A 12,654-nucleotide genomic window follows, 5' to 3' on the forward strand; every position below is an offset into this window, starting at 1 on the left:
TCGTCGCGCCCCACGGTCTCTTTGCGGTCATTGCCGATGGCGATGGTTTCGTCGTGTTCGACCTGCTCGCTGCGGTCGTTGCCCACGAAGGTGGTTTCGTCGTGATTGACGTGGATGTTCTGGTCCTTCTGCGCGTGGACGTAGATTTCCTCTTGATCCTTCTCGTCCTCGAAGCGCAGTTCGTTGTAGCCCTCGCCCTTGTGCGTCTGGCTCTTGATCGTCATCCGCGTCTTGTGCCGCGGCAGCTCGTACGGCGGCAACTGCAGGCGGTTGTACGCCCGCCCGATGATGAGAGGCTGGTCCGGATCGCCATCCAGATTGACCACAATGACTTCCTGCCCGATACGCGGGATCGCCATGTGCCCCCACATCGCGCCGGCCCAGTTCTGCGCGACCTGAATCCAGCACGAGCTGTGCTCGTCGTACTTGCCTTCGCGATCCCACGGGAACTGCACCTTTACCCGGCCGTACGCGTCGGTGTAGATCTCTTCGCCTTCGGGGCCGACCACCGTCGCCGGCTGCGGGCCGTCGATGCGCGGGCGCGGCAGCGGCTCGGCGCGCCATTCCGCGTCGTCGGGCACCAGCACCGCTTCGTAGCGGTAGTGCGTGCCCTGCTGCGCGTCGGCGCCCTCCTCCGCCTGGCTGGTGTATTGCACGCCGTGATGGACGATGCTGACCGGACGCCAGCCGCGGTTCATGTCCTCACGCGGGTGGCCGGTGAGATCGAAAGCGACTCCCGGTTGCAGGCGCGCATCGTCACCGTTCACCAGCGCGATGCGCGCATCGCGACGGTGACCGCGCAGGCGGTCCTGCGTAAAGGCCTTGCCACTGCCCTCGTGCTTGTAGCGGCCCGGATAGTCGTAGCGCGCGTAGCCGCGGCCCTGACGATCAAGGTCTGTGCCCTCGCGCGGGTACTCGTGCGGAAAGCGTGGGCTCTTGAAGGTGTAGTCGCGCTGCACCTGCCGCGCGGTGCGCACGTTCTCCGTATAGGTGAAGGTGCGCAGGCAAGGCCGCGGCTGGTCGCCGCCCGGTGTCGGGTTATACAGCACCGGCTCGCCCTGCTGACGACCGAAGATAAACAGCCGATCGCAGTGGATCAACCGATGACCGTCGGCCTTGTGCTGGAAGGCGTAGAAGAAGCCTTCCTCGCGCAAAATACGTTCGATGAAGTCGTAGTCGGTGTCGCCTGCCTGCACGCAATACTCGCGCGCCAGATGCTCGTTGGTGACACGCTGCTCGTAGTCCAGCGTTTGATTGTGTGCCTTGAGCACGGCCGTAGCGATCTCGGGCGCGCTCAGGGTCTGGAAGATACGCCAATCAGACGAGAGCTTCAGGCGCGCCAGGCGGGGTTCGACCACTGCGGAATAGCGGGTGCGGCGAAATCCCGTCTCTCCCTGAACAAACGACGAAACGGCGCCATGAACGTAGCGCACCGGCTGCCCACCCTGCCAAATCGTGAGCACGCCGCTGCGATCAAGCACCTCGCCAAAGTCGATGGCGGGATTCGCGCTGGCGAGTTCCACCTGCAACAGGAAGGTCTCGGACAGGCCCTCGTGCAGGCTGAACTCGACGACCTCGAATGATTCGTTGCCAGCGGTGAAGGTAAAGCGCAGGTCGGATTGGATAGCCATAGTTAAGCTGCTCGCTGAACGCCCAGCGGCAACGATTAACTATTGCGAGATCCCCGTCTATTGGACGAATCCGAAAGTTGCGCTTTTCCTCGACCTAGCCTCCACCATATTCGTGAGTTGCCCTGGTCGTATCCGCGATCGAGCCAGATTGCCCCGGCCACCTTGTCGCAAATTCCGTCTCTACTGGCGATTACCTCTGCGCCGCCCCCCAAAAAAAAGCGAAACCCCGAGAGATCTCGATCCTCGGGGTTTCACCACCCACAATCACGGATCAGTGCTGCACGGCCTCGCCCGCCAGCAAGCCCGTCTGCGCGTAGAACTCCTGCTGCGCGAACGCGTCGCGCTCGCGCCGTGCACGCTCGCCGCGATCCGCGAGCGAACCGACGACGATTCCGACGAACGCGAGCGGCACCGACACGAGCGCCGGGTTGTCGAGGAACACCGGCGCGTGCGCGTGATGCAGCACGTCGACCCATACCGACTTCGACAGCACCGTGAGCGTGACCGCCGACACGAGGCCGAGGCCGCCGCCGAGCACCGCACCGCGCGTCGTCATCCCGCGCCAGAAGATCGACATCGCGAGCACCGGGAAATTCGCGCTCGCGGCCACCGCCGCGACGAGGCCGACCATGAACGCGACATTCACGTGCTCGAACAGAATCGACAGCCCGATCGCGACCGCCGAAAACGCAATCGTCGCCGCGCGCGAGATACGCATCTCGAGGCGCTCGTCGGGCTTGCCGCGCGCCCACATCTGCGCGTAAAGATCATGCGAGATCGTCGTCGCGCCGGCGAGCGTGAGGCCCGCGACCACTGCGAGGATCGTCGCGAACGCCGCGGTTCAACGGCCCGTCGGCGCCGGCAGGCGTCTGAACAGCGTCTCGTAGTCGATCACGAGCCCGTCTTCGTCGATGTCCATCTCGGCGGTGAAATTCCGGAAGATGCCTTCGTAGCGGTAGCGCCGGCCCGGCTCGATGCACGCGTAAGCCTGCTTGACCGGCGTGACCTTCAGGTCCGGCGTCGAGATGTACGCGACGTCGATCGGCCGCCGCTCGCCGCGCGCGAGCCCCAGGCGGCCGATCGGCAGCGCGTTCGTGAACGGCGTCGCCGCGATGTCGATGTCGATGCAGCCGTCGAGTTCGGGCAGCGCACGGCCCGTGCCGTCGCGCCAGTGGCCTTCGCCGTCGCCGCGCAGCTCGAGCGTACCGCCGCCCATCACCTTCAACACCGCATACGTCACGCGCCAGGCCGCGTCGCACTCGACGCGATACGCGAGCCCGTACGCACGGCCGTACCGCTGGCCGACCACCGCGCTTTCGACGACGATCCCGCCGCCGCTCCGGTCGAACGTCAGATGTTCGACCCCGTCGCCTTCGAGCGACGCCCATCGCACTTCACGCATCGTTTCCCCTCCCGGTTTCTCCGCTGCGGGACACTGTCGCACGAATCCGCCGATGAAAGCGCCGGCGGATGCCTGAATTGCCTCACCACGGAACGTTCGCCCCGAAAAACGCCATGCGGCACCCGCCAGGACACGGCCAACCACCCGCATTCCCCATTTCGGGGCAGCGCCGACAAATCCTGACTATCCAGAATTCCCTATTCCGGTGCATCGGATTGTGTCCTATGCTCGCGGCTCGTCCTGTTCCGCCGCCATCATGCCTACCGCCCGCTCCGCCTCGCCGTCGATCGACCTGCGCATCCTGCTGCGCGGCATCGGTCAGATCGTACTGCAGGCGAACGCGCTCACCGGCGCGCTGCTGCTCGCCGCGCTGGCGCTGACCGATCTGCGGCTGGCATGCGCGGCGCTGCTCGGCTCGGCCGCCGCCAGCATGACCGCCGTGCTGACGGGCGCTGCGCGCCACGACGTCGAACAGGGGCTGCATGGCTTCAACGGCGCGCTCGCCGCGCTGATCGCGGCGCTGTTCGCGCCCGCTTCCCTTGCAGCCGTCGCGCTGGCGCCGCTGGCCGCGATCGGCGCGGCGCTCGTGCAGCGCGCGATGCGCACGCCGCTCGCCCGCTGGCGCCAGTGCCCGTATTCAAGCCCGTGCCTCGCCGCCACCGCGCTGTGGCTGCCGTTTGTCGCACCGCAACACGCGACCGACGCGACGGCCGGCATGGCACTGACGCCGTCGTCCGTCACCGACGCATTGCTGTCGGGAGTTGCTCAGACCACCTTCGCGCAAGGCGCATGGGCCGGCGCGCTGATCGTCGCCGGCCTCGCCGTCGCGTCGCGCCGCGCGGCCGCGTTCGCGCTCGGCGGCGCGATCGTGTCGACCGTGCTGCTGCTCATGCTCGGCGCGACCGGCGCGCCGTTCGCCGACGGCCTGCTCGGCTTCAACGGCGCGCTCGCCGCACTGGCGCTGATGTCGCGCGGCCCGCGCGCGGCACTTGCAGCCGCCGCGCTCGCCGCGCTGATCCAGTGGCTCGCGATGCGCGCCGGCATCCCCGTGTTCACGGCGCCGTTCGCCCTTGCATCGTGGGTGACCGTAGCCGTCGCGCGCCGCCTCACCTTCGGAGAACCCGATGTCGTCATTCGCACACCGTCCTGATGCCGTGAAACCGGGCGGCCCGATCTCGGACGCCGAACGCCGGCTGCGCGTCGACCTCGCCGCCGCCTATCGGCTCGTCGCGCTGAACGGCTGGGACGACCTGATCTACACGCATCTTTCCGCGACCGTGCCCGGCGAGCCCGGCCACTTCCTGATCAATCCGTTCGGCCTGACGTTCGACGAGGTCCGCGCATCGAACCTCGTGAAGATCGACCTGGCCGGCAACCGGATCGGCGCCGGCGAGCACGCGGTCAACGTAACGGGCTTCGCGCTGCATGCGGCCGTGCATGCCGCCCGCGCCGACGCCGTCTGCGTGATGCATCTGCACAATACGGCCGGCATCGCCGTATCGATCCAGCGCGACGGGCTGCTGCCCGCGTCGCAGCACGCGCTGCGCTTTCACGGCGACCTCGCGTACCACGACTACGAGGCGCTCGCGTTCTCGCCGGCCGAAGGCGCGCGGCTGACCGCGAGCCTCGGCACGAAATCCGCGATGCTGCTGCGCAACCACGGCACGCTGACGGTCGGCCGCACCGTCGCCGAAGCCTATGTGCTGATGGACACGCTGATCAAGGCCTGTGATATCCAGGTGCGCGCGCAGGCCGGCGGCGGGCCGCTCGTGCTGCCCGACCCGGCGGTGGCCGACCGCACCGCCGAACAACTGCGCGACGGCGGCGCGATCGAAGGCGAACTGGAATGGCCGGCGCTGCTGCGCCGGCTCGACCGGATCGATCCGTCGTATCGCGACTGACACCGCATCCCTGGCCGCGATCGCGGCCGAACCCGACACACTCAACCGGAGCACTTGTCATGCCGACTTTCAATATCCAGCTCTTCGAAGGCCGCACCGTCGAACAGAAGCGCGAATTCGTCGAAGCAATCACGCGCGTCACGTGCGAGACGCTCGGCTGCGAGCCGGGCGCGGTCGACATCATCCTCACCGACGTGAGGAAGGAGAACTGGGCGACGGCCGGGAAGCTGTGGAGCGACGAGCGCTGAACGTCACACCCGGCGATGCTTGAGCACCCGCCCGCATCGCACTGACTCATCCCCTGCGGCGCCCGCCCGGCGGCGCTGCAGGCAGCCTCCTTCTCCGCCTCCCGTTGTGCGCGCGCACATCGCAATGTCACGCGATCGGTGCATATAATGCGGCTCAGACGCAGCAGCCGATGGCCACCCGACGAGGAGACCGCCATGGAAGCGAAGAACGAGGAAGTCGTCGCACACCTGCTCTCGGACGTCGTCGAATTCGCGCGCGGGCGCCTGCCCGAAGCCACGTTCCGGATCGTCGAACCCTTCCTGCGTCATTACTACGACTTCGCCGATGCCGACGATCTGCAGAGCCGCAGCATCGCCGATCTCTACGGCGCGGCGATGGCGCACTGGCAGACCGCCCAGAAATTCGTGCCCGGCAGCGAGCGGCTGCGCGTGTACAACCCGATCCTCGAACAGCACGGCTGGCATTCCGACCACACGGTCATCGAGATCGTCAACGACGACATGCCGTTCCTCGTCGATTCGGTGACGATGGCCGTCAACCGCCTCGGGCTCGCGCTGCATTCGGCACTGCACCCGGTGTTCCGCATCTGGCGCGGCGTCGATGGCGGCATCGAGCGCGTCGATGCGGGCGGCGCAACGCCCGGCGACGGGCAGTCGCAGCTCGCGTCGTTCATCCATTTCGAAGTCGATCGCTGCGGCGATGCCGCGCTGCTTAACACCTTGCGCAACGACATCGCGCACGTGCTCGGCGACGTGCGCGCATCGGTGGAAGACTGGCCGAAGATCGTCGACATCGCCCGCGCGACGATCAAGGAGATGAAGGCGCGCGAATCGACCGCGGAAGACATCGAGGCGCGCGCGTTCCTCGAATGGATGGCCGCCGATCACTTCACGTTCCTCGGCCAGCGCGACTACGCGCTCGTGTCCGACGGCACGGGCTTCGGGCTGCGCGGCATCGAGGGCACCGGCTTCGGCATCCTGCGCGAATCGCTGCGCACGTCCGGCGCCCCCGACGTCACGCCGCTGCCGCAGGCCGCCGCCGACATCATCACCGGCCCCTGGCCGATCTTCCTGACCAAGGCGAATTCGCGCGCGACCGTGCACCGGCCCGGCTATCTCGACTACGTCGGCGTGAAACTCGTCGGCGCCGACGGCAAGGTCGCCGGCGAGCGCCGCTTCATCGGGCTCTATACGTCGACCGCCTATTTCGGTTCGTATACCGAGATCCCGATCGTGCGCCGCAAGTGCGCGAACATCGTGCGGCGCGCGGGCTTCCTGCCGAAGGGCCATCTCGGCAAGTCGCTCGTGACGGTGCTCGAAACCTATCCGCGCGACGAACTGTTCCAGGCCGACGAAGACCAGCTCTACGACATCGCGCTCGGCGTCCTGCGGCTGCAGGAACACCAGCGCACGCGCCTGTTCGTGCGGCGCGACCGCTTCGACCGCTTCGTGTCGTGCCTCGTGTTCGTGCCGCGCGACAAGTACAACACCGACCTGCGCCGGCGCATCGCGAAGCTGCTCGTCGATGCGTACAACGGCGTGAACGTCGAATTCACGCCGCTGCTGTCGGAATCGGCGATCGCGCGCATTCATTTCGTCGTGCATGCGGAACCGGGCACGATGCCCGACGTCGACACGCGCGAGCTCGAAACGCGGCTCGTACAGGTCACGCGCCGCTGGCAGGACGATCTCGCCGACGCGCTGCTCGACGCCTTCGGTGAAGAGCAAGGCAACCGGCTGCTGCAGCGTTATGCCGATTCGTTCCCGGCCGGCTACCGCGACGACTATCCGGCGCGCACGGCCGTGCGCGACATCGAGCTGATCGAGCGGGTGAAGGATTCAGGGCAGCTCGCGATGAACCTGTACCGGCCGATCGAGGCGGAAGCGCGCGCGTTCCGCTTCAAGGTCTATCGCGCGGGCGACCCGATCGCGCTGTCGCGCAGCCTGCCGATGCTCGAGCATCTCGGCGTGCGCGTGGACGAGGAGCGGCCGTACCGGATCCAGACGCAGGACGCCGCGCATGCGTGGGTGCACGACTTCGGCCTCGAGCTCGCGGACGACACCGAATTCGACATCGAGCGCGTGAAAGGCCTGTTCGAGGATGCGTTCGACCAGATCTGGAGCGGCCGGATCGAGAACGACGACTTCAACCGCCTCGTGCTGCGCGCCCATCTGAGTGCGCGCGAAGTGACGATCCTGCGCGCGTATGCGAAGTATCTGCGGCAAGTCGGCTCGACCTTCAGCGACGCGTATATCGAGCGCGCGCTGACCGGCAACCCGGCGATCGCACGGCAGCTCGTCGAGCTGTTCCTGCTGCGCTTCGACCCGGCCACCGGCGACACGCGCGACGTGCAGGCGGAGCGGCTGCTGAAGGCGATCGAAGGCGCGCTCGACCAGGTGCCGAACCTCGACGAAGACCGCATCCTGCGGCAGTTCCTCGGCGTGATCAACGCGACCGAGCGCACGAACTACTTCCTCGTCGACGCGAACGGCGAATCGAAACCGTATCTGTCGTTCAAGTTCAATCCGGCGAAGGTGCCCGGGCTGCCCGAACCGAAGCCGATGTTCGAGATCTGGGTGTACTCGCCGCGTGTCGAGGGCGTGCACCTGCGCGGCGGGCGCGTCGCGCGCGGCGGCCTGCGCTGGTCGGATCGCCGCGAGGATTTCCGCACCGAGGTGCTCGGGCTGATGAAGGCGCAGATGGTGAAGAATGTCGTGATCGTGCCGGTCGGCTCGAAAGGCGGCTTCGTCGTGAAGAACCCGCCGCCGCCGAGCGATCGCGAAGCGTGGATGCGCGAAGGCATCGCGTGTTACCAGACCTTCCTGCGCGGCCTGCTCGACCTGACCGACAACCTGGCCGGCAACACGATCGTGCCGCCGCCCGACGTCGTGCGGCACGATCCGGATGACCCGTACCTGGTGGTGGCCGCCGACAAGGGCACGGCCACCTTCTCCGACTACGCGAACGCGATCTCGCACGAATACGGCTTCTGGCTCGACGACGCGTTCGCGTCCGGCGGCTCGGTCGGCTACGACCACAAGAAGATGGCGATCACCGCGCGCGGCGCGTGGGAATCGGTCAAGCGCCACTTCCGCGAGATGGGCATCGATACGCAGACGACCGACTTCACCGTGGTCGGCGTCGGCGACATGTCGGGCGACGTGTTCGGCAACGGGATGCTGCTGTCGCCGCATATCCGGCTCGTCGCCGCGTTCGATCACCGGCACGTGTTCCTCGACCCGAACCCCGATCCCGCGACGAGCTTCGCGGAGCGCGCGCGCATGTTCGCGCTCGAACGCTCGAGCTGGGCCGACTACGATCCGGCCGCGATCTCGGCGGGCGGCGGTGTCTATCCGCGCACCGCGAAGACGATCCCGCTGTCGCCCGCCGTGCAGGCCGCGCTCGGCATCGACGCGCACGCGCTGCCGCCGGCCGAGCTGATCCGCGCGATCCTGCAGGCACCGGTCGACCTGCTGTACAACGGCGGCATCGGCACCTACGTGAAGGCGGCGCGCGAAACCCACCTGCAAGTGGGCGACCGCGCGAACGACGCGGTGCGCGTGAACGGCGCGGACCTGCGCTGCAAGGTCGTCGGCGAAGGCGGCAACCTCGGCTGCACGCAATTTGGCCGGATCGAGTTCGCGCAGCGCGGCGGCCGCATCAACACCGACGCGATCGACAACTCGGCCGGCGTCGATTGTTCGGACCACGAAGTCAATATCAAGATCCTGCTCGGGCTCGTCGTGTCCGACGGCGAGATGACCGAGAAGCAGCGCAACGCGCTGCTCGCGGAGATGACCGACGAAGTCGGGCTGCTCGTGCTGCGCGACAACTACTACCAGACGCAGGCGCTGTCGATCGCCGGTCGTTATGCGGTCGAGCTGCTCGATGCCGAGGCGCGCCTGATGCGCTGGCTCGAACGCGCGGGCCGCCTGAACCGCGTGATCGAATTCCTGCCGACCGACGACGAAGTCGCCGAACGGCAAGCCGCGAAGCTCGGCCTCACGTCGCCGGAACGCGCGGTGCTGCTCGCGTACAGCAAGATGTGGCTGTACGACGCGCTGCTCGAATCCGACGTGCCCGAGGATCCGCTGGTTGCCGCGATGCTCGTCGACTACTTCCCGAAGCCGCTGCAGCAGCGCTTCAGCGAACCGATGCGCCGCCATCCGCTGCGCCGCGAGATTCTCGCGACGCATCTGACCAACGCGCTCGTGAACCGCGTCGGCTGCGCATTCGTGCACCGGCTGATGGAAGAAACCGACGCGAAGCCCGGCGACATCGTGCGGGCGTGCATCATGGCGCGCGACGTGTTCGACCTCGATGCGGTGTGGCGCGACATCGATGCGCTCGACAACCGCGTCGCCGACGACGTGCAGGCGCGCATGTTCGTCGACGTCGCGCGGCTGCTGGAGCGCGCGGCGCTGTGGTTCCTGCGGCATCTGCAATCCGGCGCGGTGGCCGACGGCGGCGTCGCCGAGCTGATCGCGCGCTGCCGCGACGCGGCCGAGCGGCTTGCGCCGCAACTGCCGTCGCTGTTGCCGGCCGACGATCTCGAAGCGCTGTCCGGGCGGCAGCGCGTGCTGGTGGAAGCCGGTGTCGACAGCGCGCTCGCGGTGCGCGTCGCGAGCGGCGACATCTCGGCCGCGCTGCTCGACATCGCCGAAGTGGCCGCGACCAGCAACCGCAGCCTCGAACTCGTCGCGGGTGTGTATTTCTCGCTCGGCACGCTGCTCAATTACAGCTGGATCGGCGAGCGCGCGGCGACGCTGCCGACCCCGACGCACTGGGACATGCTGGCGCGCGCGGCCGCACTCGCGGAAGTCGCGCGCCTCAAGCGCACGCTCGCGGCGAGCGCACTTGCGGAATCGCCGGATTCGACCACGCCGGAGACGATCGTCGGCGCGTGGCGCGCGCGCCGCGAAGCCGCGCTCGCACGCTACGAGCACCTGCTCGCCGACTTGCGCGCGTCCGGCGGCGCCAGCCTCGCGGTGCTGCTCGTGGTCGTGCGGGAAATGGCCGTGCTCGAACGCGCGTGACCAGGCTGGCGGGCGCCCGGTGGACGAGCGTCGCCGGTTCCGCGTGACCGGAACCGGCGCGCTGCCGGCATGCTTGCGCACGCGCGAGGCTAGACCGTCGCGACCAGCAGTTCCTCCGCGTTGTTCGGCGGCCTGAGTCCGTCCGCACGATCCGCGAAATACCGACGCGTCAGTTCGGCAGCCGCAACGTGCTCGGTCTTCGTGAAGCCGGCCTCCCGCGCGAGCGCCTGCATCTGTGCCGGCATGAAGAAGCTGATGAACGGCGTGCCGCTTGCGCGCGCACCCTTCGCGGCCATTTCCAGCCCCGGACGCACGTCCGGATCCGCATTTTCCAGCGGCAGCAGGAACGTCATCGCGAGCGTCGAGCCCGGCGCGAGCGAGGCGACTTCGCGCAACGCCGCCGCGTTCGCCTCGCGCGTCAGGTACATGCTGACGCCGGTGGACACGACGACCGCCGGCTTGCCGGCATCGAAGCCGGCACCGACGAGCGCCGCCCGCCACGACTGTTTCGCCTCGAAATCGACCGGCACGAAACGCAGCCAGTCGGGCACGCCGAAGCCCAGCTCGACGAGGCGCCGTTGCTTCCAGCGCTGCGGCGCCGGCTGGTCGACTTCGAAGACGGTCACACGCGACGCCATGTCGGGCCGGCGCTGCACGAAGCTGTCGAGCCCTGCGCCGAGGATCACGTACTGGCTCACGCCGCGCGCGGCCTGCTCCACCACGAGATCCTCGATGAAGCGTGCCCGCGCGACGATCGACGCGCGAAACGGCCGCGTGAACTGCGGATCCATGTCACCACGCTGCTGCCAGCCGGGCTCCGGTGCGAGCAATTGCCGCCCGACTTCGTCGGCGAGCACATGCGGCGGCGCATCGAGTTCGACGTGCAGCGCACGCCACAGCGCGACGCGCGCGGCGGTGCTGTCGGGGGCGCTTTCGCGGGGTTCGGTCATGTCGGCCTCACGCGCCCTGCTGCCCTGGCGCCTGCAGGCGCCACACGCGACCGTCCGGATCGCGTACGGTCATGTCGCGCGTGCCCCAGTGCGTGTCCTCGAACGGCGTGACGACGTCGACGATCGGCTGCGGCTGCACCGCCTGTTCATTCGGCACCTTGAGCACGACCTGCATGTCCGGCGTTTCGCCCGGCGGCACTTCGGCGATGAACAGGAAGGGGCCGTCGCCATGACGCAGCTGGCCCGAGTTGTGATCGGTTTCGAACTCCAGCGTAAAGCCCAGCGCCTGGAAAAACTTCGCCGACTTGCCCCAGTTGTGCGTCGTCAGGTACACGGCTTCGATTCGCTCGGATGACATGTCACTCCTCCTTGGTGGGCGGTTCCGCGCCCGGCGGCGGCGCGGCCAGGTACGCGCGCAATGCATCGGCCACCAGCGCGGACAGCGACTGCTCCGTTTCGATGGCGCGATGCTTGACCTGCCGGATCAGGCTCAGCGGCAGATACACGTTGAATTGCTTCACTTCTTCGTCGGTCATGATGGCTAGTATGCTAGCAATCTAGCAAAAATCAAGTGCGGATGCAGCCCATCTGCGCGGGCTGCGATCGGGTACCGTGAGCCCGCGTTACGTCGCAGCGCGCGCCGCCAGCCGCGCGAACAGCGCGTCGAGATCGAATCCCGTCGTATCGATGCCGATCGTGTCGCGCAGGCATGCGGCCCATGCGGCCGCATCGTCGAACGTGACGGACTGCCCGGCACCCGCCGCATCGCGGATCGTCAGCGTGGTGTTGCGCAGCGCAGCGCGGCCGTCCGGCAGCACGCGGCATGCGATCAGGTTGTGCAGGAAGATCGATTCTGGATACGTCGACGTGAACCAGTTCGCGGCGTCGTAATCGATCCATTCGACCCGCTTCGACTGGAAGCGGTAGGTGGTCTGCCAGCCGTCCGGCGTCTCGAACTGCATGTCGAATTCACCGTCGACCGGCGCGGCGACGACGCGGAACGCGCCGTGCGGCGTCAGTTGCCGCTCGTCCGGCACGAACCGTAGCGGCGCGGTCAGCGTGGCGCTGCCGAAACCGATGTCGGCGAGCCAGGCCGCGCCGTCGAGATCGATGCGCAGCAGCATGTGCGTATGCGCGGTGGCGACTTCCGGCGGCTGCATCCAGCGCACACGCGCGATCATCGGCGTCACGCGAAAGCCGATCGTCGTGAGCGCGGTGTAGAACAGCTTGTTGAGTTCGAAGCAGTAGCCGCCGCGGCGGCGTTCGATCACCTTGTCGACGATCGCGGGCAGGTCGAGCGCAACGCGCGCGCCGGTCAGCGGATTGAGGTTTTCGAACGGAATCGCTTGCGGGTGCAGCAGGTGCAGCCGGCGCAGCACGTCGAGCGTCGGCGCGACCGGGCCGTCGTAGCCGATGCGGGAGAAATAGCGCGAGAGGTCGAACGAGTCAGTCATGAACCTGCACCGAAAAAAGGGACACGCCACG

10 protein-coding genes and 1 pseudogene are annotated in these 12,654 nt (G+C 67.7%); 4 read left to right on the plus strand and 7 right to left on the minus strand.

What is annotated here, in order from left to right:
- The 3 genes and pseudogenes from VK92_RS28825 to VK92_RS28835 all read right to left on the minus strand — a co-directional run.
- Positions 1-1,631: type VI secretion system Vgr family protein (locus tag VK92_RS28825; protein WP_048468212.1), on the minus strand; the 1,631-nt coding region annotated here is incomplete at its 3' end.
- A 271-nt stretch (positions 1,632-1,902) separates the two neighbouring features.
- Positions 1,903-2,463: pseudogene (locus tag VK92_RS28830) on the minus strand (sodium:solute symporter family transporter); the annotation flags it as partial.
- Between the two features lie 9 nt (positions 2,464-2,472).
- The gene (locus VK92_RS28835; RefSeq protein WP_048022615.1) at positions 2,473-3,033 is read right to left on the minus strand and encodes a putative glycolipid-binding domain-containing protein; all 561 of its coding nucleotides are present in this window, start codon (positions 3,031-3,033) and stop codon (positions 2,473-2,475) included.
- A gap of 256 nt (positions 3,034-3,289) precedes the next feature.
- Between VK92_RS28835 and VK92_RS28840 the strand changes: the two genes are divergently transcribed.
- From VK92_RS28840 to VK92_RS28855, 4 genes are all read left to right on the plus strand, one after another.
- Positions 3,290-4,183, plus strand: a complete 894-nt coding sequence (locus tag VK92_RS28840) for an urea transporter (RefSeq protein ID WP_048022616.1) — start codon at positions 3,290-3,292, stop codon at positions 4,181-4,183.
- Positions 4,158-4,934: a class II aldolase/adducin family protein gene (locus tag VK92_RS28845; RefSeq protein ID WP_048022617.1), complete on the plus strand. Its 777-nt coding sequence runs from the start codon at positions 4,158-4,160 to the stop codon at positions 4,932-4,934. Before VK92_RS28840 ends, VK92_RS28845 begins: the two co-directional genes overlap by 26 nt.
- Before the next feature lie 59 nt (positions 4,935-4,993).
- Positions 4,994-5,182: a 4-oxalocrotonate tautomerase gene (locus VK92_RS28850; protein WP_048022618.1), complete on the plus strand. Its 189-nt coding sequence runs from the start codon at positions 4,994-4,996 to the stop codon at positions 5,180-5,182.
- 195 nt (positions 5,183-5,377) lie between these two features.
- A complete protein-coding gene (locus tag VK92_RS28855; RefSeq protein WP_048022619.1) occupies positions 5,378-10,219 on the plus strand; it encodes an NAD-glutamate dehydrogenase in 4,842 nt (1,613 codons plus the stop codon).
- Positions 10,220-10,308: 89 nt separating this feature from the next.
- Here the strand turns inward: VK92_RS28855 and VK92_RS28860 are convergent, their stop codons facing one another.
- The 4 genes from VK92_RS28860 to VK92_RS28875 all read right to left on the minus strand — a co-directional run bounded on the left by VK92_RS28860 (position 10,309) and on the right by VK92_RS28875 (position 12,623).
- On the minus strand, positions 10,309-11,169 hold the full coding sequence (locus tag VK92_RS28860) for a class I SAM-dependent methyltransferase (protein WP_021161488.1): 861 nt from the start codon (positions 11,167-11,169) through the stop codon (positions 10,309-10,311).
- Positions 11,170-11,176: 7 nt separating this feature from the next.
- Positions 11,177-11,527 carry a VOC family protein gene (locus VK92_RS28865; protein WP_021161489.1) on the minus strand — a complete coding sequence of 117 codons (351 nt, stop codon included), beginning with the start codon at positions 11,525-11,527 and terminating at the stop codon, positions 11,177-11,179.
- Between the two features lies 1 nt (position 11,528).
- Positions 11,529-11,705, minus strand: coding sequence for a ribbon-helix-helix protein, CopG family (locus tag VK92_RS28870; RefSeq protein ID WP_048022620.1), 177 nt, complete (start codon positions 11,703-11,705; stop codon positions 11,529-11,531).
- An 87-nt stretch (positions 11,706-11,792) separates the two neighbouring features.
- On the minus strand, positions 11,793-12,623 hold the full coding sequence (locus VK92_RS28875) for an arylamine N-acetyltransferase family protein (RefSeq protein ID WP_048022621.1): 831 nt from the start codon (positions 12,621-12,623) through the stop codon (positions 11,793-11,795).
- Positions 12,624-12,654: the final 31 nt, after the last annotated feature.

It is taken from the genome of Burkholderia sp. LK4 (assembly GCF_001043615.1).
GTDB lineage: Bacteria > Pseudomonadota > Gammaproteobacteria > Burkholderiales > Burkholderiaceae > Burkholderia > Burkholderia cepacia.

Bases quoted from the DNA above. Each gene is read 5' to 3' on its own strand.
- VK92_RS28870 (WP_048022620.1), bottom strand. From the start codon at position 11,705: ATGACCGACGAAGAAGTGAAGCAATTCAACGTGTATCTGCCGCTGAGC.
- VK92_RS28835 (WP_048022615.1), bottom strand. From the start codon at position 3,033: ATGCGTGAAGTGCGATGGGCGTCGCTCGAAGGCGACGGGGTCGAACAT.
- VK92_RS28875 (WP_048022621.1), bottom strand. From the start codon at position 12,623: ATGACTGACTCGTTCGACCTCTCGCGCTATTTCTCCCGCATCGGCTAC.
- VK92_RS28845 (WP_048022617.1), top strand. From the start codon at position 4,158: ATGTCGTCATTCGCACACCGTCCTGATGCCGTGAAACCGGGCGGCCCG.
- VK92_RS28840 (WP_048022616.1), top strand. From the start codon at position 3,290: ATGCCTACCGCCCGCTCCGCCTCGCCGTCGATCGACCTGCGCATCCTG.
- VK92_RS28855 (WP_048022619.1), top strand. From the start codon at position 5,378: ATGGAAGCGAAGAACGAGGAAGTCGTCGCACACCTGCTCTCGGACGTC.
- VK92_RS28865 (WP_021161489.1), bottom strand. From the start codon at position 11,527: ATGTCATCCGAGCGAATCGAAGCCGTGTACCTGACGACGCACAACTGG.
- VK92_RS28860 (WP_021161488.1), bottom strand. From the start codon at position 11,169: ATGACCGAACCCCGCGAAAGCGCCCCCGACAGCACCGCCGCGCGCGTC.
- VK92_RS28850 (WP_048022618.1), top strand. From the start codon at position 4,994: ATGCCGACTTTCAATATCCAGCTCTTCGAAGGCCGCACCGTCGAACAG.